The sequence below is a fragment of the Flavobacteriales bacterium genome, assembly GCA_016124845.1.
In the GTDB taxonomy this organism is placed as follows: domain Bacteria; phylum Bacteroidota; class Bacteroidia; order UBA10329; family UBA10329; genus UBA10329.
In genome coordinates this window covers 11,479-33,611 of record WGMW01000022.1, presented here as the reverse complement: position 1 = coordinate 33,611, position 22,133 = coordinate 11,479, and the positions used below count along the sequence as shown (strand labels likewise).

Here is a 22,133-nt window from a genome sequence, read left to right as displayed (position 1 = left end):
ACCTCTCATTTATTCTCAGAGTATACAAGGTCAAAATCTGGAAACATCATTACGGACCATCTCAGAAACCAGTTCTTTCAAAGTGATTTTCGGCTGCCATCCCAATGTTTCTTTTGCTTTGGATGCGTCACCTATTAACGTATCCACCTCCGCAGGGCGGAAATAGTTCGGATCGATCTTTACCACTTCCTGTCCGATCTTCAACTGCTCATGCTGCACGGAAAGACCGGAAATAACCCCAACCTCATGCTGTCCTGTACCTTTGAATTCGAGTTCTACTCCTGCTTCGGCAAATGCCATCCTTGTGAAATCCCTAACAGATGTGCTGACACCTGTCGCGATCACAAAATCCTCAGGTTCATCTTGCTGCAACATGAGCCACATGGCCTCTACAAAATCCTTGGCGTGACCCCAGTCGCGTTTGGCGTTGAGATTTCCCAAAAAGAGAACATCCTGTTTTCCTGCCACGATATTGGCAACCGCACGCGTCACTTTTCTGGTGACGAATGTCTCACCACGTAATGGCGATTCGTGATTGTACAGAATTCCGTTACAGGTAAAGATTCCGTGTGCTTCGCGGTAATTGACCGCGATCCAATAGGCGTACAATTTTGCCACTCCATATGGTGAACGCGGATGGAACGGTGTGTTCTCATTCTGCGGAAATTCCTTTGCCATGCCGAACAGTTCGGACGTTGATGCCTGATAGACTTTTGTCTTGTCCTTCAGGCCAAGCAATCGAACTGCTTCCAGAACCCGCAATGCGCCAATTCCATCTGCATCTGCGGTGTACTCAGGAATTTCGAAACTGACCTGTACATGGCTCATCGCTCCGAGATTATAGATCTCATCAGGCTGCACTTCTTGAATAATACGGGTGATGCAATTGGAATCGGTCAGATCGCCATAATGCAACTTGAAACGAATATCCTTCTCGTGCGGATCCTGATACAAGTGATCGACACGCTCGGTATTGAAAAGCGAACTTCTTCGCTTGATGCCGTGAACTTCATAGCCTTTGCTCAGCAAAAGTTCGGATAGGTAAGCACCGTCCTGTCCTGTGACACCCGTTATCAGCGCAACCTTCTTAGCCATTCAACTGGTCCTTTCTGTTCAGAAAATCGGCATACGCCAATTTGATGCCTTCATCTAATCCGATGGTCGGTTTCCAGCCCATAGCGGCCAATTTACTTACATCCAGCAGTTTTCTGGGCGTGCCATCTGGCATTTCGGTATTCCATTTTATTTCCCCCTCAAAACCGATAATTCCTTTGATGGTTTCGGCCAGTTCGGCAATGGAGATGTCCTCGCCAACACCGACATTCAAGAACGCGGCTTCATTGTAATTCTGCATCATGAACAAACATGCAGAAGCAAGGTCGTCAATATAAAGGAACTCTCGTTTTGGCGTTCCAGAACCCCAAAGTTCCACTGTAGCATCTCCATTCTCTTTTGCCAAATGGAACTTGCGGATGAGCGCTGGCAACACATGCGAGTTCTGCGGATGGTAGTTGTCGCCAACGCCATAAAGGTTTGTCGGCATCGCACTAACGAAGTTGCAACCGTACTGCTTTCGGTAATTCTCACATAGTTTGATTCCTGCGATCTTGGCAATGGCATACGGTTCGTTGGTCGGTTCCAAAGCGCCTGACAGGAGATATTCTTCCTTGATGGGCTGATCGGCCATTTTCGGATAGATGCAGGATGACCCCAAAAACAGCAGCTTCTTGACCTGGTACTGATACGCAGCATGAATCACATTGGCCTCGATCATCAAGTTATCGTAGATGAAATCAGCACGGTAGGTGTCGTTGGCAAGAATGCCACCGACCTTGGCGGCCGCCAAAAACACAAATTCAGGTTTTTCGTTTTCGAAGAATTCATTCACCAAAACCTGATTTCGAAGATCAAGCTCCGAGGAGCTTCGGGCGATGATGTTTGTAAACCCCGATTTTCCCAGCAATCGCACCATGGAAGAACCGACCATTCCATTGTGGCCAGCCACATAGATCTTGGAATCGGGCTGCATCATTGGCCAAGCAGATCAGTTGTAGAAACGCCTTGAACCAATGGAATGATCACCACTTCGTCCACCAGATCCGCTCCTACGACATCCTTCGGTTCGTAATCGCCTCCTTTTACAAGAATCTTGGGTTGCAACTGCGTAAGGAGTTCGTAAGGCGTGTCTTCTTCAAAGACAATAATGGCATCAATAAATGGCAATGCAGCTAATGCTTCAACGCGCTGGTCAACCATGTTTATTGGTCGTGATTCTCCTTTTAGGCGTTTGATGGAATCATCGGAATTGAGACCGACCACAAGCAGATCGCCCAACTCGCGGGCTTCCTGCAACAGTTTTCTGTGACCTTGATGCAGCACATCGAAACAGCCGTTGGTGAAAACCATTTTTCTTCCAGCATTGGTCTGCTTGAAATCTTCAACCTGCGTTCGGGAAACTTCTTTGAAACCGCCTTTCAGAAAAGTTTCCAATTCTGAATGATGAACCACGGCCGTTCCGCGCTTACTGACCACAATTCCAGCTGCCGCATTGGCAACGAATGCGCTTTCGGTGACCGTTTTTCCTTCGGCCAAACTCATGCCGAATGCGGCAAGGACCGTGTCTCCAGCACCGCTCACATCGAAAACCTCTAATGCGCGCGTTGGAATGTTGAGAACTTTCCTGTCAGAAACCACCGTCATTCCATAACTGGATCGCGTAGCAACGATATTTTCAATGGCAAACTGATTACGCAATTTCTGACAAGCACTCACAACCAGATTATCGTCATTCTTGATGCTTTTTCCAGCTCCGGTCATGGCCAGTTCGGCCAAATTCGGAGTGATAAGAAATGCTCCGCTGTAAGCTGACCAATCAGCCCGTTTCGGATCAATCAGAACTCGTTTACCGTTAGCTGAGGCCAATTCGAAAATCAATTTCAAGACCTGATCAGAAAGTGTTCCCTTGGCATAATCTGACAGCAGAATTACATCTGAATCAGGAATTATAGCCTCCAATTTTGTAGAGAATTCCGCCAACTGCGCATCATTCCAAACAAGTTCCTCTTCTCTATCGAAACGAACGATCTGCTGACCAGAGACCACGCGTGTTTTCACAATCGTTGGTTGGCTTCCTTGAATCAAAGCAGAAGTAATCCCAACATTAGTGCAAGAATCGAGAATTGTAGCTGAAGCCGCATCATTTCCGACCAGTCCGAGAAGCGTTGCTTTTCCACCCAACGAAGCCACATTCGCAGCCACGTTTCCAGCACCACCAAGCGTTGACCATTCACGGTTAACTTTCACTACGGGAACTGGAGCTTCAGGGCTTATGCGCGTCACGTTTCCTGCCACATACTGGTCGAGCATGATGTCGCCAATTACCAATATGCGCGGTTGAGCTCCCATAAATTGAGGTTGAATTTACACAACCATACACGCACCAACGGTATTGTTGGTTGCTTCGTCAATAAGAATCATCGACCCCGTGTTGCGGTTTTTGCGGTATCCGTCCAAGAAGATCGGAACGGTTGTTCGCAGCGTGATTCGGCCAATGTCGTTCAAGCCGATGGTCTTATCATCTTCGATCTTGTGAAGTGTATTGATGTTCATCTTGTACTTCACATCCTTGATGATGCAACGCGCATCGCGTGACGTGTGTTTTAAGGCGTACTTACCACCGATCTGCATCGGTTTCTCATTCAACCAGCATATCATTACATCAAATTCCTGCTTAGCCTCTGGCTGATTGTTCACCTTCACGATCATGTCACCACGACTAATGTCGATGTCATCCTCCAAGGTCATTGTCACACTCATTGGCGGGAATGCCTCTTTTACAGGGCCATTCATGGTGTCGATGGATTTGATCTTGGAGGTGAATCCTGAAGGAAGAACCGAAATCTCCTCTCCTGCACGGAAGACACCACCAGCCACGCGACCCGCATAACCGCGATAATCGTGGTACTCGGTTGTCATCGGACGCACTACGTACTGAACTGGGAAACGAGGATCGATATGGTTCTGATCGCTTCCGATGTGAACGTTCTCCAAAATGTGCATCAACGTTGGGCCTTGATACCAATCCATTTTCTTGGAACGGTCAACCACGTTATCGCCCATCAAAGCACTGATCGGCACGAAGCGGACATCCTTGATGGCCAATTTGGCTGAGAAGTCCTCAAAATCGTTGTGTACTTTTTCGAATGCCTTCTCATCGAAATCCACAAGATCCATCTTGTTCACACAAACAACCACGTGTGGAATCTGCAATAACGAGGCGATGTAAGCATGACGCTTGGTCTGCTCGATCACGCCATTTCTGGCATCAACAAGTATGATGGCCAAATTGGCGGTTGACGCACCCGTGACCATGTTTCTGGTGTACTGAATGTGTCCTGGAGTGTCGGCAATGATGAACTTACGCTTTGGCGTTGCGAAGTAGCGATAAGCCACGTCAATGGTGATTCCTTGTTCACGCTCAGCACGAAGTCCGTCTGTCAGAAGCGCAAGATTCACATGCTCCTCGCCTTTTCTTTTGCTTACCGACTCAATAGCTTCCATCTGATCCTCGAAGATCGACTTGCTATCGTACAGCAATCGACCGATGAGTGTGCTCTTTCCGTCATCCACGCTACCAGCAGTGGTGAAGCGCAAAAGCTCCATGTTCAGGTATCCTTTGCTATCGTATTTTTCTGCTACTTCAGCCATGTTTATCCTAATTCACTAATTACCTAATCTCTAATTCCCTGATCAGAAATAACCTTGTTTCTTCCTGTCTTCCATTGCAGCCTCCGAACGCTTGTCGTCCGCACGACCACCACGCTCGGTTACGCGTGTTGAAGCCACTTCATCAATAATGGCTTCGAGCGTTGACGCATCAGAAAGAACGGCTCCCGTACACGTGGCATCACCGATCGTTCTGAAACGGATCTGCATTTCCTTTACCTCTTCGCTGTCCCGTGTCTGAATGAAATCGGTCTTTCCGAGAATCATTCCATCACGCATGAAACACTCGCGTTTGTGACTGAAATACAGGCTTGGGAGCTCAATTCCCTCCAAAAGGATATACTGCCAGATGTCCATTTCCGTCCAGTTGCTGATCGGGAACACACGGAAATGCTCGCCCATGTGCTTCTTTCCATTGAAAATGTTCCAAAGCTCTGGCCGCTGATTCTTCGGATCCCATTGTCCGAAATCATCTCGGTGAGAGAAGAAACGCTCTTTCGCACGAGCCTTTTCCTCATCACGTCTTGCACCACCGATGGCACAATCAAACTTGCCCGTTTCGATGGCCTCCAAAAGGGTCACGGTCTGCAAACCGTTTCGACTTGCGTTGAAGCCTGTTTCCTCCACAACTTTTCCTTGATCGATGCTATCCTGAACCGAAGCCACGATCAGATTCGCTCCCAATTTCTCCATGTACCTGTCACGAAACTCGATGGTTTCTGGGAAGTTGTGACCTGTGTCAACATGCATCATCGGGAACGGAATCTTGGCTGGCCAAAAAGCCTTTCGGGCCAAATGGGCTACAACGATCGAGTCCTTTCCTCCTGAAAATAAAAGGACAGGGTTTTCGAACTGGGCGGCAACTTCGCGCAACACGAACATCGACTCCGATTCCAGCTCTCTTAGGTGTGATAATTTGTATGATTCCATATTCTACTTTTTGATAAGCGGCAGAACCGCATCAAATATCTGTTGGGCACATTCGTCAACCGAACGGCCTACTGTTTTTACATCCAAAAACGGATTTTCTGGTGCTTCGAAGGGAGCATCCAATCCCGTGAAATTCTTGATCTGACCAGCACGCGCCTTGGCGTAAAGCCCTTTCACATCGCGTTTCTCACATTCTTCAAATGGCGTGTTCACGAACACTTCCAGCATGTCATCTCCCAAAATGTCCTTCGCCTGTTGGCGGATGTCTTTGGTCGGGCTCACGAAACAGTTCAAGGTCACAATTCCGCAGTTCACAAACAGCTTCGATACCTCAGCAATTCTGCGGATGTTCTCTTTTCGGTCTTCCTCCGAAAACCCAAGATTGTTGTTAATCCCCGAACGGATATTGTCGCCATCCAAAACCTGCGTCAGAATTCCTTCTTCAGCAAAAAGTTTTTCGGCTGCTGCTGCGATGGTGGTCTTGCCAGAACCCGAAAGTCCCGTCATCCAAATCACCAAACCCTTCTGGTTCAGAAGGCTTTCCTTATCCTCTCGCTGAAGGATGCGGTCGAAGGTAGTATGAATGTTTTCGGGCGTGCTCATTTGGGCGCGCGAAGGTACGTATTTGGTTTCGCTTTACCGAATCAGCGCCCCGAACAGCCGAAATTGTACATTAGCACCATCAATCTGTAGGATGACGAACAACGAATTGGTAGGTCTGAAACGCTCCATCGACCAAGTTGGAGTGGAGGAAAGAACGGCCCGTTTTCAGACACGGAGCATCAAGAATGCGACAAAGATTCAAGGGCTGAAAATGGCCTTGAACATGATCGATCTGACCACGCTTGAGGGCAAGGACACGGAAGGAAAGGTGCGGCAGATGTGCTACAAGGCGGCCCATTTGCATGATGCGCTACCCGACCTGCCAACGGTTGCGGCCGTTTGTGTGTATCCGACTTATGTGGCGACAGCGGTCGATGCGCTGAAAGGAACGGGTATCAAAGTGGCCTCGGTGGCAACGGCCTTTCCTTCGGGAAATTCATCGAGAGAAATAAAATTGGCCGATACCAAGATTGCGGTTGATGCTGGAGCGGACGAAGTGGATATGGTCATCTCGCGGGGTGAATTCCTTTCTGGGAACTTCAGTTTCGTGTTCGATGAGATTGCGGCCATTAAAGAAGCCTGTGGTAAAGCGCGCTTAAAAGTGATTTTGGAAACAGGCGAACTTTCCACATTGGATAACGTGCGCCACGCCAGCGACATCGCGATTTTGGCGGGAGCCGATTTCATCAAAACCTCCACAGGAAAGATCAGTCCAGCGGCTACGATGCCTGTGACGTTGGTGATGCTGGAAGCCATTCGCGATCACTATTACGCCACAGGAAAAATGGTGGGCATGAAGCCCGCGGGCGGCATCAGCAAAGCCAAGTTGGCGCTTCATTATCTGGTAATGGTGAAGGAGACGTTGGGCGATGCTTGGCTGAGCAACGAATGGTTCCGTTTTGGGGCCAGCAGCCTTGCCAACGATGTGCTGATGCAGCTTGTGAAACAGGCCGAGGGCCGATATCAAGGATTGGATTATTTCAGTAAAGACTGATGGCAAAAAAGACAGAAAACAAACTCGATTTCGGTTCAAAATGGGAATACGCGGCTGCACCTGAAAGTGCCGACCACGCCACCATCAAGGAAGAATACGGACTGTACATCAACGGCAAATTTGTGAAGGCCGAGGGCGGCAAGAAGTTCGCTTCCATCAACCCGAGCAACGACCAGCGCATTGCCCATTTCGCGGAAGCGTCTGACAAGGATGTGGACAAGGCGGTGAAGGCCGCGCGAAAGGCTTACAAGGAAGTTTGGAGCGTGATGCCTGCGAAGGAGCGCGCCAAGTATATTTTCCGCATTGCGCGGTTGATACAGGAACGCGCGCGTGAGTTTGCCGTGTTGGAAAGCATGGATGGCGGCAAGCCGATCCGCGAGAGCCGTGATATTGATATTCCGCTGGCGGCCAACCATTTTTTCTACTACGCTGGCTGGGCCGATAAATTGGAATACGCTTTCCCAGGAAAGAAAATCGAGCCCGTTGGCGTGGCTGGGCAGATCATTCCATGGAATTTCCCATTGCTAATGGCCGCTTGGAAACTCGCGCCAGCTTTGGCCTGCGGAAACACCGTTGTGCTGAAACCAGCGGAAACCACTCCACTCACAGCCATGAAATTGGCCGAACTCATTCACGATAGCGGACTGCCTGCTGGCGTGGTGAATGTGGTGACGGGCGCAGGTGCTACGGGTGCTGCCATCGTCAATCACCCTGATGTGGATAAGATCGCGTTCACAGGTTCAACGGGAGTTGGAAAGATCATTCAGAAAGCGATTGCTGGAACATATAAGAAAGCCACGCTGGAACTGGGCGGAAAAGCGGCCAACATCATTTTTGATGATGCACCTATCGACCAAGCGGTTGAAGGCATCGTCAACGGTATTTTCTTCAATCAAGGGCATGTTTGCTGTGCGGGATCAAGGCTTTTCGTTCAGGAAAATGTGAAAGATGAAGTGCTCCGAAAACTGAAAGATCGCATGAGTTCTCTGATCGTTGGTGACCCGCTTGACAAGAACACGGATGTGGGTGCCATCAACTCGAAGGAGCAGCTGAACACCATCAATAAATATTTGAAGATCGGCCAAGAAGAAGGCGCGGAGATCTATCAGCCGAAATGCTCGCTACCGAAAAAAGGGAATTGGTGTCCGCCAACACTTTTCTGCGAGACTTCGCAAAGCCACCGCATTGTGCAGGAAGAGATTTTTGGACCGGTCCTAACGGTGCAAACGTTCCGTACGGTTGATGAGGTGATTGACAAGGCGAACAACACGCCTTTCGGGCTTTCGGCCGGGGTTTGGACAGATAAAGGGTCAAAGATTTTCAACCTGACGACCAAACTTCGCGCGGGTGTGGTTTGGGCGAACACCTACAACAAATTTGACCCGACATCGCCATTCGGTGGTTACAAGGAAAGTGGTTTTGGAAGGGAAGGCGGGCTGCATGGATTATTGCCTTACGTGAATTTGGTTTAACCGCAAAGACGCGGAGAGTTTTCGCAAAGGGCGCAAAGAGATTATGGTGAACGAACTAAATACAATGACTGAAAATGAGCTGGCGACAGAGGTCATTGGATGTGCAATTGCCGTTCATCGTGCTTTGGGGCCTGGATTGCTGGAAAGTGCCTACGAACAATGCCTCGCATATGAGTTACGTCAATCTGGTTTTCGGGTCGAGGTTCAAAAGCCGATGCCGTTAGTTTATGAGGAAGTTGAAATGGATTGTGGCTACAGAATTGATCTGTTGGTGGAAGGCAAACTGATTATTGAGTTAAAAGCGGTTGAAAGGCTAATGGACGTTCATATGGCTCAAACGCTTACTTACCTGAAGCTAAGCGGATGTAAATTGGGTCTGTTGATGAATTTCAACGTTTCCGTGTTGAAGAAAGGAATACAACGAGTTGTAAATGGGCTATGATATTTAACCGCAAAGACGCTGAGACTGCGCGAAGAGCGCAAGGAATTATTAACGGAAAACTCCGCGCTCTCTGCGAAAACTCCGCGTCTCCGCGGTAAAAGAAAAAACATGTGCAGATTGGAAGTACTCAAAACATACAAGATCTACATCGGGGGGCAGTTTCCGAGAACGGAAAGTGGTCGTTTTTATCCCGTTGAGTTGAAAGACGGCACGGTGACCAACATCTGCCTTAGCAGTAGAAAAGACCTCCGCAACGCAGTTGTTGCTGCGCGAAATGCCTTCGAAGGGTGGAGCAGCAGAGCGGCTTTTAACCGAAGCCAAATTCTGTATCGCATTGCCGAAATGCTTGAAGGAAGAAAAGCACAATTCGTTGAGGAATTGGTGGCCGTTGGTGCTTCGCGAGCTGCTGCAACGAAAGAGGTCGAAACCTCCATCGACCGCTGCGTTTATTTCGCGGGTTGGTGCGATAAGTTCACACAGGCTTTCGGAAGTGTAAACCCCGTTTCATCCTCCCATTTCAACTTCAGCGTTCACGAACCAACGGGTGTTGTGACCATCATCGCACCTGAAACTCCATCATTGCTTGGGTTGGTGAGTTGTATCATGCCTGTCATCGCTGGTGGGAACACCTGCGTAGTACTTGCTTCAGAGAATTCACCACACGTGGCGGTAACGTTTGCCGAGGTATTGAATTCGTCAGACGTTCCAGGTGGCGCGGTCAACATTCTCACAGGAAAAGAGGATGAATTGGCCGAGCATTTCAGTAGCCACATGGATGTGAATGCCACCATTTACTGCCGTGAAAAGCACTTGAAAAAAATCCAAGAGAACGGAGCACTCAACGTAAAACGTGTGCTCAATTGGGCCAAATACGATTGGAACAGACAGGGCGAAGACCCTTACCTTCTTCTCGAAACTCAGGAAGTGAAAACCACTTGGCATCCGATCGAGAACATCGCGGGAGCGAAATCGGGATATTAATGTAAATGCCTGAATTCGCGCCCATATTGGTCGGGATCTCGGTCCTATTTCTGCTTGTAGCCCTTTACTCAGGGAAAATACGGGCGGAAGTAGCCTTTTTCTCGGCTGTGATGTTCCTAACGGTTTTAGGTGTACTCACCCCGAAAGAGGCCATCAGCGGTTTCGCCAATGAGCAGTTAGCAGTCATCATTCTTCTGCTGATTCTTAGCGATACCATCCGAAAAACGAACGTGATGGACGCGCTATTCAACCGTCTTTTCAAGGGAACGAAAAGTCAGCGGTCGTTCGTTGGGCGGATGATGCTTTTCATTGCGCCAGCCTCGGCATTCTTCAATAATACTCCACTTGTGGCGATGATGATGCCGTACGTGCATAGCTGGTCGAAGCGCAATGGCATGTCGCCCGCAAAACTGCTCATCCCGCTTTCGTATGTGACCATTGTGGGTGGTTGTATGACGTTGGTCGGAACCAGCACCAACCTGATCGTCAACGGTATGGCTGTGGATGCGGGACTTCCAGGCCTCGACATTTTCGATTTCACGTGGATCGGCTTGCCGCTGGCGATCGTTGGAGGCATTTATATGTTCTTTTTCTCCAATCGGTTGCTTCCCGACCATAAGGATGCGGTGGATGAATTCAGCGAGGATTGGCGCGAGTATTTCGTGGAAACGGAGGTCGGGCAAACCTCATCACTTATTGGAAAAACCATCCAACAGGCAGGATTACGGAATCTGAAAGGCAATTTCTTGGTTGAGATCGTGCGCAATGAGCGCATCATCACACCCGTTTCGCCTACGCACGTTCTGCGTTCTTACGACCGACTGATCTTCACGGGTGGTTTGGACACGATTCAAGACATGGTGAAAGCCGAAATGGGTTTGAGTCTGCCAAAAACCTGCGAAGGCGACAACCTCTCGGATGTGGTGGAAGTGGTTATCTCGTACAACAGTTCACTCATCGGTAAAACCGTGAAGGATTCGGATTTCCGAGGTAAATATGATGCGGCCATTGTAGCCGTTCACCGAAATGGCGAAAAACTATCGGGCAAACTGGGCGATATTGAACTCCAGGCAGGCGATGCGTTGCTTCTTTTCGCGGGTCGCGATTTCTACAAACGTGCCACGGAAAATGCGTTCTACACCATTTCGCGGAAGCAGAATGTGCGCGTTCAGGGGCGAAAAGCACTTTACGTCATTCTTGGTGTATTGGCCTCCATTATTGTTTCCGCAACTACTCCCGTTCCGCTGTTCACTTGCTTGTTGATCGTTCTTGCGGGAACACTCCTTGGAGGTATTCTTACGGCTACCGAAGTGCGCAAGGGGTTGGATGTGAACCTGTTGGCCATCATGGCTTTCGGGCTTGCATTGGGAAAAGCACTGATCAACAGCGGTGCTGCTGACATCATTGCCGAAACAGTCCTAAACGTTGGCAAGAACCTGGGGCCAATTGCCGTAATAGCAGGAATTTTCGCGGTGACCAACATTCTTGGCGCCTACATGACGAACAAAGCGGCCGTTGCCCTCATCTTCCCGATCTCGGTGAGTTTGGCGCACAGCATGAATTTACCTGTTGAACCTTTTGTGCTGGTTGTGGCGTTCGGAGGCGCGGCCAGTTTCATCACGCCTATTGGCTACCAGACCAACCTCATGGTATACGGTTCGGGCGGATACACCTTCAAAGATTTCATGAAAATCGGCCTACCGCTTACGCTGATCTACATAGCACTTGGTACACTTTTGCTTGTCTGGAAATACGATCTAATGTAGCATTAGCGTATCAAACCCTACTTTCGCGGCCATGATTGAACAGGCTATTAAAGGTGCCTTCGAAGGCGGATTGGAAATACTTGAAGTTTACGGAACGGAGTTCACCGTTGATGTGAAAGAGGACAAAAGTCCGCTGACTGAAGCCGACAGACGCGCCCATCTGAAGATCATGGAATACCTGAAAGACACTGGTATTCCTGTGTTGAGTGAGGAAGGAAAAGACATTCCATTCGCTGAAAGAAAAGACTGGAAACGGTTCTGGTTGGTCGATCCGTTGGATGGCACCAAGGAGTTTGTGAAGCGCAATGGTGAGTTCACGGTGAATATTGCTCTGATTGAGGATGGCGTTCCTGTTTCGGGCGTGATCTACGTTCCTGTGAAGGATGAAATGTACCTCGGAATCAAGGGAAAAGGTGCTTTCAAAATCAATGATTATTCAAAGATCCATGCTTCTCATACTGACCTGAACGATCTGCTTTCAAAAGGAGATAAACTTCCGATCGCATCCAACAGAAAAACCTTCTCTATGGTCGGAAGCCGTTCTCACATGAGCGATGAGACGTTGGAGTATTTCGACAAAATGAAAGCCGAACACGGAGACGTTGAAATGGTCTCGATGGGAAGTTCGCTGAAACTTTGCTTAGTTGCGGAAGGCGTTGCGGATGTTTACCCACGTTTTGCTCCGACCATGGAATGGGACACGGGCGCAGGCGATGCCATTGCTAGAAACGCTGGCTGCGTTGTAACCGAAAAGGATGAGGTTACTCCGCTTCGCTACAATAAAGAGAATCTGCTGAACCCATGGTTCATCATTAAGCGCTAAGTCGTCCAGACAAGCATCGCTCCGTCCAGTTTCTTCCACCCAAGATCGATCTTCGTTTCAACACCATCATAAACAAAACTGCTGGGTAGAATTTCTGGTTCGATGGAATGCACCTTGATCGGGTCACGGAAATCCAGACCAGGCTTTGCGTTGTATTTGTAAACCGCCTCTTTGGCGGCCCAGAAAAGCGTGGTGGTTTCGATGTCCTGCGCCATTCCGAGTTCATTTTCATCGAGAAAACGGTCGCGCACTTTCATCACATTGGGTTTGTAGTGCTGCACATCTACGCCCAATTTTCCCGTCCCAAGTAGAACAGCCGCATAACCTTCGGTGTGCGAAATGGAAATCTCCAAAGCATGATTCGGCAGCAGCGGTTTGCCGTTCTCATCTTTTGAAACTTCGGGCATTTCGCCCAGCATTTCAGCAATAAGTAATCGCGAAGCATAACGCTGCAATTGCGTTCTTGGATGGCGGACGGAAAGTTGCATAGCCAATTCGGGAAAATCTTTTTCAAATCGGATTTCCGAGCCATCTATTCGCCACAGGCCAAGGCGGTTGTTTCCAACCTGTTTGTCTTCGATAAGCGGCATTACTTGTGGCTGTTCAGATGCTCCAAAATGGGAACTGCACATCCTTCAAAATCTTCTTGGATCAACCAATGACTCGCATCCAGATCAACCCGCTTGTACTCGCCTTTCATGTACTGGGCAGTTCCTTCCACACCAACAGGCCCAATGGCAAAATCCTTCTTGCCCCAAAGCAATAATGTTGGTGTTTTTACTTCCAGATAATTATCCATTTTCTGCCCTTTTTTAAGGACTTTATAATTGGCACGATACCAGGCCAGAGCAGCTTTCAGTCCAGGTTTGTTGCCGATCACATCCAAGTAATCTAGCTTTTCTTCTTCTGAACTTGAACGCCATGTTCCTTTCAGCATTTTGCGGTCTTTCCGAAGCATGAACCACTCTGGAATTCCGCGCAGTTGGAAAAAGCCCATGTACTGGCTCATCTTCTTCTGTTTCTTATCGAACCGAACTGCATCGCTAAAAGCTTTTAAGTGCGGAACAGAAAGTGCAGTCCAGCTCTTTACCCTATCGGGATGATAGGCCACCACTCCCCAACCAACAGCCGAACCCCAATCGTGCCCAATAAGTTGGAACTTCTCGAAACCGAAAGCATCAGCTAATCCCACCACATCCGAAACCAGTTCCTCTATCTCGTATGCTTTTACATCCGTTGGTCTGGCCTGCGGACTGTAACCACGCTGATCGGGTGCAATGCAGTAGTAGCCATTTTCTGAAAGACGTTCCATCAACGGAATCCACATGTGGGATGTTTCTGGAAAACCATGCAAGAGAATCACAGGCTCGCCCGAAGTGTCTCCAGCCACACGGCACTTAAAGGTGAATCCGTTTACTTCCTTGTTTACAATATTGATGGTAGCCATGGCGTTGAAAGTTGTGGTCAGAACGACCAGAAAAACCAAAAGTCGTTTCATTCATACAATACTACGTTATTCAATCGATGCGAATATTCTTTACCCTTTTTCTTGCGCTTTCGAGTTTGGCAATCTCTGCCCAAAATGCACGTCTTTCAGCCGCAGCCACCGAACTCACCAAACAGAAAGTGACCTACGACCCGAGTTATTTCAAGATCGATTATCCTAACGGGGATGTTCCGCGCGACAAGGGCGTTTGCACCGATGTGGTCATTCGCGCTTACCGAAAACTTGGCATCGACCTGCAGAAATTGGTTCATGAAGACATGAAAGCCAATTTCAACCTCTACCCGAAAAATTGGGGACTGAAATCCACCGATTCGAACATCGATCACCGAAGGGTTCCGAACTTGATGAAGTTCTTTGAACGTCACGGAACGGTGAAAGCCGTTTCCAAAAACGCTGCCGATTACCAAGCAGGCGACATCGTTACTTGGAATTTGGGCGGAGGTATCACGCACATTGGAATTGTGGTAGACCAGCATTCGTCAGACGGCAAGCGGCCAATGGTCGTTCACAACATTGGCGCAGGCCAAGTGCTGGAAGATTGCCTTTTCAACTTCCAGATAACAGGTCATTACAGCTACAGCGACTAAGCACAACTCTTCAGCGGACACGAACCGCAACGCTTGCCTTTGCGCTTGTACTTCTCGCAGCACTGCTTCTTTTTCTTCTTCTTGAACTCGAAAACATGAAAATCCGTGAACGCGAACGGTTCCCGTACCTCATCTATTTGCTGCGGTTTCGATTGCACAGACCAAAAATATCTGTGCCAACTGCGGTAAGCAATACCTCAAAAAGGTGAATCGATCGACTTCGCTTACTCCGTGATGCTTACAAATGTGAGCGAAGCCTGATCCACGATGGTCACGGTTGAAATCGCGTCCATCAGCACGTTGTACGTCACATCGATGCTACTGTTGGATGGAAGACTTGCAGGCGTTTCCGAAAGTGCGTAGATGGTAATGGTGTATTCGTGCGAACCAGCATCTGGCGAACAGGGCGAAGTGTAGGAAATGGCCGTACCATCCTTGTTCGAACCCATGAACCACGGGCCATCATCGGCAGCGCCATGCGCGATAGAAGTGACCGATGGATCGATGTCCCAAAGCACGAGGTAGCTGTTCGGATGCGCAAGGTCGTTCGGGTTGGGATAATGGACCATCGATACCGCCAACGAGCCTGTTCCTTCTGGAACATTCGACCACGAAAGCGGAATCGAAGCCTCAATGTCGTTCACTTTTTGCTCACACTTGTAATCGTCCAAAAGTTCTCCGTTGGAAACGGCAATGCTCGTCAGCGTGAAATCGCCTGTGGCCGTTTCATCCTTCTTGCAGGAATTCAAAAAAGTGAGCGCAATGGCTACGCTGAATAGTAAGATCACATTCTTCATGGCTTCATTCTTTTAGGATTGTGTCATGCAATCTTACGGCAAAGCCAACCAACGAGTGTTACAGTTTTCCGTGAAGAATTAATGAATTCTGAAATGAGGCTTACACCAACTTATCTTCTGGCAGCCGCTTCGTTCTGCTTTTCAGAAAGGCGATGACGTCTTCATCGGTCTTCAGCGAATCATCCAACCGAACGAACCGCTTGGCCAGCGCCTTGTAATTGTGCGTCATAAGAAAGAACCACACAATGAAGAAATCGATGCCTTCGAACACGATGGCCTTTTCGCGGGCATAGTCATCCAAATGGTCGCGGAACTCCTTGGCCATTTCGGTGTAATGCATGCTGGGTTTTATGTGATGGATGATGTGATACCCATCGTTGAAGCACCGCTTGTTGTATGAGACCTCAATGCACGTAATGCTGTTGCGGTAGCAGTTCGCGGGTGCATCGGCATCCACAAAGGCGTGCTGTCCCCAGTTTCCTGCCATCATCATAAAACGCGTGAATACGAACGGGATGATGAAAACGGCCAAGGTCGCTTGCCAGTTCACGAAACTCATCGCAATTACAAACGCGTACCAGCTCAATTCGCCAAGCACCGTGTTCTTGCGCAGTTTGAACCGCTTTTTCCGTGTGAAATAATTGGTCAGATCAATCATTCCCAAGGTGAAGAACCGTAGGAAATACTTCATGAAATCACCAAAACTGTCGCGCTGGTACTCGATGGTGCTACTGAGGTCTTCGCGCAGGTTATTTTCTGGATGATGCATGCCCATGTGATGGCCGAAATACGTTTCGGGCGTTTCGCCAAAGAACGGACCCAAGAACCACGGAATGATCTTGTTCATCCAATCGTACTTGCGCTGAAACAGCGGCCGGTGGCTGGTGCAATGAAGCATGAGAATGTAGGGCGGTGTGAAGAACGCCCAGTTGATGGCCAAATAAGCCGAGGCAATCCACCAATTGAACCTTCCTGGCAGATACAGATACACCGCGATCGGAACGATCACCAACAGAATCTTGAGAATGAGGTGAATGAACACGATATCGCGCTCATCGCGGATGTAGCGCATCATGAACTTGGTGAAACCAGAACCCGAACGGTCTTTGAAAACCGGATCGGTGAAGGCTATTTCGGAAACGTGGCGCATTGGCCGCGAAGGTAAGGAATTGACTTTCCTCGGTTAAAGGCAGTTTCAGTTCGGTCTTTCGTGTGACAAGATCCGTTGCGTTGGCTACGTGATTTTCTTAGCTTCGCAACCCCAAAAAATCCACCAACAGACTGAGTTTCAGTAGCGAAAATGTGGGAGCGTGTAGCGCACATCATTCTTAAGAACCGCATAGCCATTCTGGTGGTTATCGGCCTCATCACGGTTTTGATGGGATACATGGCCACTTCGGTCAAGATCCGCTATGATTTTGCTGCGCTGCTACCTGCTACGGACAGCACGCTGATCAATTACAAGGCTTTTAAGAAGCAGTTCGGAGAGGATGGCGATGTGCTGGTGATCGGCATTCAGCAGGAGAAACTCTTTACCAAAGACATCTACAATGCGTGGTACGAACTGGGCGAGGACATCCGCAATCTGGATGGAATTGAGCAGGTGATCTCCTCTGCCCGATGTTATCATTTGGTTAGGAATGATAGTCTGAAACGCTTCGATTTCAAGTTGCTGAAAGACGGTGAAGCAACCTCACAGGCGGAATTGGACTCCATCAAACAGCAGATCATCGATCTCAAGTTCTACGACAAAATGCTTTGGGATGATGAATCGCACATCTCGGTGATGGCGATAACGATGAACGCCAAAGTGCTGGACAGCAAGAAGCGCGTTGGGCTCACCAACCAGATCATCAAAACAGGCGAGAAATACGAAGGTCGGTTAGGAGCGAAATTGCGCTATTCGGGCATGCCGTACATCCGCAGTCTGCTGGCCAAGATCGTGGAGTCGGAAATGTTCCTGTTCATTCTGTACGCGCTGCTTGTCACCGCGCTTATCATGTTCATTTTCTTCCGCTCGTTCAAAGTGGTGATGGTGGCCATGCTGGTGGTGGCCATCGGCTCGCTGTGGTCCATCGGTTTTGTGTCCATTCTCGGCTTTCAGCTATCCATTCTTACGGGACTTGTTCCACCGCTGATCATTGTGATCGGTGTGGCCAATTGCATCTTCCTGCTGAACAAATACCACACAGAATACCGCTTGCACGGAAACAAGATAAAAGGACTGCAACGCGTGGTGCGAAAGGTGGGTAAGGCCACGCTTTTGACCAACGCCACCACGGCCGCAGGCTTCGCCACTTTTACGGTTGTGGAAAGTTCGGTGATGAAGGAATTCGGAGTGGTGGCCGCAGCTTCCATCATGTGCATTTTCGTGCTTTCGCTGCTGTTGGTGCCGATCGTTTTCAGCTTCCTGAAAGGACCGAAAGCGCGCCACGTGAAGCACTTGGACCGAAAGTATTCACAGACCTTCATTTCCAAGATCATTGAGATCGTCCTCTCCTACCGAACGCGTGTTTACTGGTTCTTCGGAACGCTGGTGGTTGTGGGCATCTACGGCATCACACTCATTACTTCGGATGGCAAGATCGTGGACGATTTTCCGAAAGGTCACCACGTGTTGGAAGACCTTGCCTTCTTTGAGGATCACCTGAATGGAGTGATGCCGTTCGAGATCGAGATCAACGCTCTGAAACCAGGAAAGGCGATTTCTCCAGCTACGCTGAAGCGCATTGACCAATTGGAAGAAGCGATGGCCGAATACCCCGAATTTTCGCGGGCGGTGAGCATTGCCGAGATCGTGAAATCGCTGAAACAGGCCTATTACGGTGGTCTGCCAAGCAAATACAGCCTCCCGAACGGTAGCGAACGCGGGTTCATCCTTTCGTACGCCAATAACGGTAACACTGGAAATGGTCGTGAACTGCTGAACAGTTTCATCGACAGCGCACAGCAGGTTACGCGTGTCAGCTTTCAGATGAAGGATGTGGGAACTGAAAAATTGGAGAATCTGCTGGCTGAAATTCAACCCAAGGTTGACAGCATTTTCAATCCCGAGAAGTACAAAACGCTCATCACAGGAACATCGGTGGTTTACCTGCGCGGCACCGAGTATCTGGTCAAAAACCTATTTGTGAGTTTGGGAATTGCCGTAGTGCTCATCTCCTTGCTGATGGCGTACATGTTCCGCAGTTGGCGCATGGTGGCGGTTTCGCTCATCCCGAACATCATTCCCCTCATTCTTACAGGCGCATTGATGGGTTTCTTGGGCATCACCATCAAGCCATCCACCATCTTGGTTTTCAGCATTGCGTTCGGCATTTCGGTGGATGACACCATTCACTTCTTGGCGAAATACCGTCAGGAACTGGAGGCCAACAATTGGAAGATCAAGCGTAGCGTAATACTTGCTTTGCGAGAAGTTGGCATCAGCATGGCGTACACATCCATTGTGCTGTTTTTCGGGTTCTCCATCTTCAACATGAGCACCTTCGGTGGAACAAAGGCATTGGGGCTTCTGGTATCAATTACGCTGTTAGTCGCGATGTTCTCAAATCTCATCCTTCTACCGTCTCTATTGCTAACTTTGGAACGGTCGATGACCATCAAATACTTCAAAAACGCAGATCTGGATTCTTACGACCCAGAAGATGACCCTGAAAAAGAATTGAGCGTTCAAAACCACTCTGCATGAAAGGAATTATACTCGCTGGTGGCTCGGGCACCAGGCTTCATCCGCTGACCTTGGCGGTGAGCAAGCAACTGATGCCTGTTTACAACAAACCCATGATCTACTATCCGCTCAGCGTATTGATGCTGGCGGGAATCCGTGAAATTCTCATCATCTCGACTCCGCAGGATCTTCCAAACTTTGAAAGACTGCTTGGTTCGGGAGAACAGATCGGCTGCAAATTCAGCTATAAGGTGCAGGAAGTTCCGAACGGCCTCGCCCAAGCATTTGTAATTGGCGAGGAATTTATTGGAGACGATAAAGTAGCGCTGGTTTTGGGCGACAACATCTTCTACGGACATGGACTGGAGCAAACGCTCAAATCTGTGAATGACCCCGATGGTGGGGTGGTTTTCGCCTATCACGTAAGTGACCCTGAGCGTTACGGAGTAGTTGAATTCGACAAGGAATTCAATGCCCTTACAATTGAGGAAAAGCCGAAAGAGCCGAAGTCGAACTATGCCGTTCCAGGACTGTATTTCTACGATAATTCGGTTGTGGAAGTAGCTAAGAACCTGAAGCCGAGTGCACGTGGCGAGTACGAGATCACGGATGTGAACAAACACTATTTGGCTGAAGGCAAACTGAAGGTCGGCCTGTTGGGCCGTGGAACTGCTTGGTTGGATACAGGAACATTCGCTTCGCTGATGCAAGCAGGACAGTACGTTCAGACAATTGAAGAGAGACAGGGATTGGCCATTGGCTGTATCGAAGAAGTTGCCTATCGGCAGAAATTCATTACGGCCGATCAATTGAAAACCATTGCCGAGCCGCTACAGAAAAGTGGTTACGGAGATTACCTGATGAAATTGCTCAAGCAGAAATGAGATATCCCGCAAACATCAAGAACAAGATCCTGGTAACGGGCGGTGCTGGTTTCATTGGTAGCGCTGTGGCGGAAAAATTGGCCAAAGACCCCGAGAATTACGTGGTCATTGTCGATAATCTGCTCACAGGATCGATCAAAAAGGTTCCCGAATCAGATCACAACAACATCCGTTTCATCAAGTGCGATGTGAACGACCACAAGGACATTTCGAGTGTCTTTTACGCTTACACGTTCGATTACGTGTTCCACTATGCTGCTGTGGTTGGTGTAAAGCGCACGTTGCAGAATCCTGTAATGGTGCTGAATGACATTACGGGCATCAACAACATTCTTTCTCTGAGCAAGAATACTGGCGTAAAGCGCGTGTATTATTCAAGTTCTTCTGAGGTTTATGGAGAACCTGTTGAATTCCCGCAGAATGAAGAGACCACTCCGCTCAACTCGCGGCTTCCGTACGCCATTGTGAAGAACGTGGGCGAGGCTTACTTGAAGTCATTCCACCGCGAATACGGTTTGGAGTACACCATTTTCCGATTCTTCAATACCTACGGACCGAAACAGAGCAAGGAATTCGTCATCTCACGGTTTCTTTCCATGGCATTGCAGAATCAGGACATCACCATCTATGGCGATGGTTCGCAAACACGAACGTTCTGCTACATCAACGATAACGTGGATGCATGCGTGGGCGCATTCTACAAAGACATGTACGTGAATGATGTGGTGAACATCGGTGGCAACATCGAAGTGCCGATCCTCGAACTCGCCAACATCATTATTGATGTAACCGGTTCCAGTTCCAAGGTGATTCATTTGCCTGCTTTGGAAGAAGGTGATATGACGCGTAGACTGCCCGACACAAGCAAGATGAAAGTGTTGCTCGACCGTGAGGTGACCCCGCTCAAAGAGGGCTTGAAAGAAGTGATCCAACGCGGTCAGTTCATTTCGCTGATCAAGTAAATGCAGAAACTCGAAGAGCTTAGATCGCGCATCGAACAGGTCATCAACAGCCTGGAAATGCCTGCGGAGCCGAAAAATCTTTACCAACCCATTTCGTACACACTTGCCAACAGCGGCAAGCGCATGCGACCGCTGTTGGTACTGCTCGGCTGCAAGATCTTCAGCGAATCCATTGAGAATGCCGTTCACCCGGCCATTGGCATGGAGCTGTTCCACAACTTCACGCTGCTGCATGACGATATTATGGACGATGCGCCACTGCGCAGAGGCAAACCCACCGTGCATCGGAAATGGAACGCCAACGTGGCCATTCTTTCTGGCGATGCCATGATGATCCAAGCGTATCAGCATGTGCTGGAGACCAAGCAAGATGCGCTGGCAACGATCCTTCGAGTATTCAACAGTACAGCTTTGGAGGTTTGTGACGGGCAGCAACTCGACATGGACTTTGAGCAAATGGAGCGTGTCTCCATCGATGATTATCTGAATATGATCCGACTGAAAACCGCTGTGCTTTTAGCAGCTTGTTTGAAAGTCGGTGCAACCATTGGTGGTGCGAATGAAGAGCAATCGCAGTTACTGTACGATTTCGGACTGAACACAGGAATCGCCTTCCAATTGCAGGACGACATTCTGGATGTGTATGGCGAAAGCAACAAGGTCGGAAAGCAGAAAGGAGGCGACATCATCGCCAACAAAAAGACTTTCCTGCTGCTGAAAGCCATGGAATTGGCCGAAGGAAACGATGCGTTGGAACTCAAGAATTGGCTTGCTTCAAGTAATGAAGGAAAAGTTGAGGCGGTGACGGCCATTTACCACAAACTCAACATCCGCCAATTGGCCGAAGAACGCATGTGGCAGTTCTACAATTCAGGAATTGAAAACCTCGAAAAAGTGAATGGAAACCAAGAGTGGATCGCCACTTTGAAAGGGTTTACCCACGCGCTGATGCACCGCGAATCATAATCTCAGACCTTCCTTCAAGGTTTC

Annotated in this window: 21 protein-coding genes; 11 read left to right on the top strand and 10 right to left on the bottom strand. The window is 48.9% G+C overall.

The features are described 5' to 3' along the window. Positions 1–30: 30 nt before the first annotated feature. From gmd to cysC, 6 genes are all read right to left on the bottom strand, one after another. On the bottom strand, positions 31–1,095 hold the full coding sequence (gene gmd / locus GC178_09885; GenBank protein MBI1287876.1) for a GDP-mannose 4,6-dehydratase: 1,065 nt from the start codon (positions 1,093–1,095) through the stop codon (positions 31–33). Further along, the gene (locus GC178_09880; protein MBI1287875.1) at positions 1,088–2,029 is read right to left on the bottom strand and encodes an NAD-dependent epimerase/dehydratase family protein; all 942 of its coding nucleotides are present in this window, start codon (positions 2,027–2,029) and stop codon (positions 1,088–1,090) included. The genes gmd and GC178_09880 overlap by 8 nt, the downstream gene beginning before the upstream one ends. Beyond that, the gene (rfaE1, locus tag GC178_09875) at positions 2,029–3,405 is read right to left on the bottom strand and encodes a D-glycero-beta-D-manno-heptose-7-phosphate kinase (protein ID MBI1287874.1); all 1,377 of its coding nucleotides are present in this window, start codon (positions 3,403–3,405) and stop codon (positions 2,029–2,031) included. The genes GC178_09880 and rfaE1 overlap by 1 nt, the downstream gene beginning before the upstream one ends. 15 nt (positions 3,406–3,420) lie before the next feature. After that, complete coding sequence (gene cysN, locus GC178_09870; protein ID MBI1287873.1) at positions 3,421–4,662, bottom strand: sulfate adenylyltransferase subunit CysN; 1,242 nt, start codon at positions 4,660–4,662, stop codon at positions 3,421–3,423. Between the two features lie 87 nt (positions 4,663–4,749). Beyond that, positions 4,750–5,655 carry a sulfate adenylyltransferase subunit CysD gene (gene cysD / locus GC178_09865; GenBank protein ID MBI1287872.1) on the bottom strand — a complete coding sequence of 302 codons (906 nt, stop codon included), beginning with the start codon at positions 5,653–5,655 and terminating at the stop codon, positions 4,750–4,752. Between the two features lie 3 nt (positions 5,656–5,658). Then, positions 5,659–6,258 carry an adenylyl-sulfate kinase gene (cysC, locus tag GC178_09860; GenBank protein ID MBI1287871.1) on the bottom strand — a complete coding sequence of 200 codons (600 nt, stop codon included), beginning with the start codon at positions 6,256–6,258 and terminating at the stop codon, positions 5,659–5,661. A 91-nt stretch (positions 6,259–6,349) separates the two neighbouring features. Between cysC and deoC the strand changes: the two genes are divergently transcribed. The 6 genes from deoC (at position 6,350) to cysQ (ending at position 12,736) form a co-directional block, all read left to right on the top strand. Next, positions 6,350–7,252, top strand: coding sequence for a deoxyribose-phosphate aldolase (gene deoC, locus GC178_09855; protein ID MBI1287870.1), 903 nt, complete (start codon positions 6,350–6,352; stop codon positions 7,250–7,252). Beyond that, positions 7,252–8,724: an aldehyde dehydrogenase family protein gene (locus GC178_09850; GenBank protein ID MBI1287869.1), complete on the top strand. Its 1,473-nt coding sequence runs from the start codon at positions 7,252–7,254 to the stop codon at positions 8,722–8,724. Before deoC ends, GC178_09850 begins: the two co-directional genes overlap by 1 nt. Positions 8,725–8,788: 64 nt before the next feature. Continuing rightward, positions 8,789–9,166, top strand: a complete 378-nt coding sequence (locus GC178_09845; GenBank protein ID MBI1287868.1) for a GxxExxY protein — start codon at positions 8,789–8,791, stop codon at positions 9,164–9,166. A 108-nt stretch (positions 9,167–9,274) separates the two neighbouring features. Beyond that, complete coding sequence (locus GC178_09840; GenBank protein ID MBI1287867.1) at positions 9,275–10,147, top strand: aldehyde dehydrogenase family protein; 873 nt, start codon at positions 9,275–9,277, stop codon at positions 10,145–10,147. Positions 10,148–10,152: 5 nt separating this feature from the next. Beyond that, positions 10,153–11,913 (top strand): SLC13 family permease, encoded by a 1,761-nt coding sequence (locus tag GC178_09835; GenBank protein MBI1287866.1) that lies wholly within the window; start codon positions 10,153–10,155, stop codon positions 11,911–11,913. A 31-nt stretch (positions 11,914–11,944) separates the two neighbouring features. Beyond that, positions 11,945–12,736: a 3'(2'),5'-bisphosphate nucleotidase CysQ gene (gene cysQ / locus GC178_09830; protein MBI1287865.1), complete on the top strand. Its 792-nt coding sequence runs from the start codon at positions 11,945–11,947 to the stop codon at positions 12,734–12,736. Here the strand turns inward: cysQ and GC178_09825 are convergent. Together GC178_09825 and GC178_09820 are read right to left on the bottom strand one after the other, a co-directional pair. Beyond that, positions 12,733–13,368 (bottom strand): 4'-phosphopantetheinyl transferase superfamily protein, encoded by a 636-nt coding sequence (locus GC178_09825; protein MBI1287864.1) that lies wholly within the window; start codon positions 13,366–13,368, stop codon positions 12,733–12,735. The two genes, cysQ and GC178_09825, sit on opposite strands and share 4 nt — an antisense overlap. Then, positions 13,326–14,234: an alpha/beta fold hydrolase gene (locus tag GC178_09820; GenBank protein MBI1287863.1), complete on the bottom strand. Its 909-nt coding sequence runs from the start codon at positions 14,232–14,234 to the stop codon at positions 13,326–13,328. The genes GC178_09825 and GC178_09820 overlap by 43 nt, the downstream gene beginning before the upstream one ends. A gap of 26 nt (positions 14,235–14,260) precedes the next feature. Between GC178_09820 and GC178_09815 the strand changes: the two genes are divergently transcribed. Further along, positions 14,261–14,830: a DUF1287 domain-containing protein gene (locus GC178_09815; protein ID MBI1287862.1), complete on the top strand. Its 570-nt coding sequence runs from the start codon at positions 14,261–14,263 to the stop codon at positions 14,828–14,830. 224 nt (positions 14,831–15,054) lie between these two features. Here the strand turns inward: GC178_09815 and GC178_09810 are convergent, their stop codons facing one another. Together GC178_09810 and GC178_09805 are read right to left on the bottom strand one after the other, a co-directional pair. Further along, complete coding sequence (locus tag GC178_09810; protein ID MBI1287861.1) at positions 15,055–15,627, bottom strand: hypothetical protein; 573 nt, start codon at positions 15,625–15,627, stop codon at positions 15,055–15,057. A gap of 100 nt (positions 15,628–15,727) precedes the next feature. Beyond that, a complete protein-coding gene (locus GC178_09805; protein MBI1287860.1) occupies positions 15,728–16,777 on the bottom strand; it encodes a fatty acid desaturase in 1,050 nt (349 codons plus the stop codon). A 150-nt stretch (positions 16,778–16,927) separates the two neighbouring features. Between GC178_09805 and GC178_09800 the strand changes: the two genes are divergently transcribed. Genes GC178_09800 through GC178_09785 form a run of 4 tightly spaced genes read left to right on the top strand, consistent with a single transcriptional unit; the run spans position 16,928 to position 22,109 of the window. Beyond that, entirely contained in the window at positions 16,928–19,318 is a 2,391-nt protein-coding gene (locus tag GC178_09800) for an MMPL family transporter (protein MBI1287859.1), read from the top strand. Then, complete coding sequence (gene rfbA / locus GC178_09795) at positions 19,315–20,181, top strand: glucose-1-phosphate thymidylyltransferase RfbA (GenBank protein ID MBI1287858.1); 867 nt, start codon at positions 19,315–19,317, stop codon at positions 20,179–20,181. The genes GC178_09800 and rfbA overlap by 4 nt, the downstream gene beginning before the upstream one ends. Next, positions 20,178–21,143 carry an NAD-dependent epimerase/dehydratase family protein gene (locus tag GC178_09790; protein ID MBI1287857.1) on the top strand — a complete coding sequence of 322 codons (966 nt, stop codon included), beginning with the start codon at positions 20,178–20,180 and terminating at the stop codon, positions 21,141–21,143. The genes rfbA and GC178_09790 overlap by 4 nt, the downstream gene beginning before the upstream one ends. Next, on the top strand, positions 21,144–22,109 hold the full coding sequence (locus GC178_09785; protein ID MBI1287856.1) for a polyprenyl synthetase family protein: 966 nt from the start codon (positions 21,144–21,146) through the stop codon (positions 22,107–22,109). Positions 22,110–22,133: the final 24 nt, after the last annotated feature.

Bases quoted from the DNA above. Each gene is read 5' to 3' on its own strand.
- gmd (MBI1287876.1), bottom strand. From the start codon at position 1,095: ATGGCTAAGAAGGTTGCGCTGATAACGGGTGTCACAGGACAGGACGGT.
- GC178_09880 (MBI1287875.1), bottom strand. From the start codon at position 2,029: ATGCAGCCCGATTCCAAGATCTATGTGGCTGGCCACAATGGAATGGTC.
- rfaE1 (MBI1287874.1), bottom strand. From the start codon at position 3,405: ATGGGAGCTCAACCGCGCATATTGGTAATTGGCGACATCATGCTCGAC.
- cysN (MBI1287873.1), bottom strand. From the start codon at position 4,662: ATGGAGCTTTTGCGCTTCACCACTGCTGGTAGCGTGGATGACGGAAAG.
- cysD (MBI1287872.1), bottom strand. From the start codon at position 5,655: ATGGAATCATACAAATTATCACACCTAAGAGAGCTGGAATCGGAGTCG.
- cysC (MBI1287871.1), bottom strand. From the start codon at position 6,258: ATGAGCACGCCCGAAAACATTCATACTACCTTCGACCGCATCCTTCAG.
- deoC (MBI1287870.1), top strand. From the start codon at position 6,350: ATGACGAACAACGAATTGGTAGGTCTGAAACGCTCCATCGACCAAGTT.
- GC178_09850 (MBI1287869.1), top strand. From the start codon at position 7,252: ATGGCAAAAAAGACAGAAAACAAACTCGATTTCGGTTCAAAATGGGAA.
- GC178_09845 (MBI1287868.1), top strand. From the start codon at position 8,789: ATGACTGAAAATGAGCTGGCGACAGAGGTCATTGGATGTGCAATTGCC.
- GC178_09840 (MBI1287867.1), top strand. From the start codon at position 9,275: ATGTGCAGATTGGAAGTACTCAAAACATACAAGATCTACATCGGGGGG.
- GC178_09835 (MBI1287866.1), top strand. From the start codon at position 10,153: ATGCCTGAATTCGCGCCCATATTGGTCGGGATCTCGGTCCTATTTCTG.
- cysQ (MBI1287865.1), top strand. From the start codon at position 11,945: ATGATTGAACAGGCTATTAAAGGTGCCTTCGAAGGCGGATTGGAAATA.
- GC178_09825 (MBI1287864.1), bottom strand. From the start codon at position 13,368: ATGTGCAGTTCCCATTTTGGAGCATCTGAACAGCCACAAGTAATGCCG.
- GC178_09820 (MBI1287863.1), bottom strand. From the start codon at position 14,234: ATGAAACGACTTTTGGTTTTTCTGGTCGTTCTGACCACAACTTTCAAC.
- GC178_09815 (MBI1287862.1), top strand. From the start codon at position 14,261: ATGCGAATATTCTTTACCCTTTTTCTTGCGCTTTCGAGTTTGGCAATC.
- GC178_09810 (MBI1287861.1), bottom strand. From the start codon at position 15,627: ATGAAGAATGTGATCTTACTATTCAGCGTAGCCATTGCGCTCACTTTT.
- GC178_09805 (MBI1287860.1), bottom strand. From the start codon at position 16,777: ATGCGCCACGTTTCCGAAATAGCCTTCACCGATCCGGTTTTCAAAGAC.
- GC178_09800 (MBI1287859.1), top strand. From the start codon at position 16,928: ATGTGGGAGCGTGTAGCGCACATCATTCTTAAGAACCGCATAGCCATT.
- rfbA (MBI1287858.1), top strand. From the start codon at position 19,315: ATGAAAGGAATTATACTCGCTGGTGGCTCGGGCACCAGGCTTCATCCG.
- GC178_09790 (MBI1287857.1), top strand. From the start codon at position 20,178: ATGAGATATCCCGCAAACATCAAGAACAAGATCCTGGTAACGGGCGGT.
- GC178_09785 (MBI1287856.1), top strand. From the start codon at position 21,144: ATGCAGAAACTCGAAGAGCTTAGATCGCGCATCGAACAGGTCATCAAC.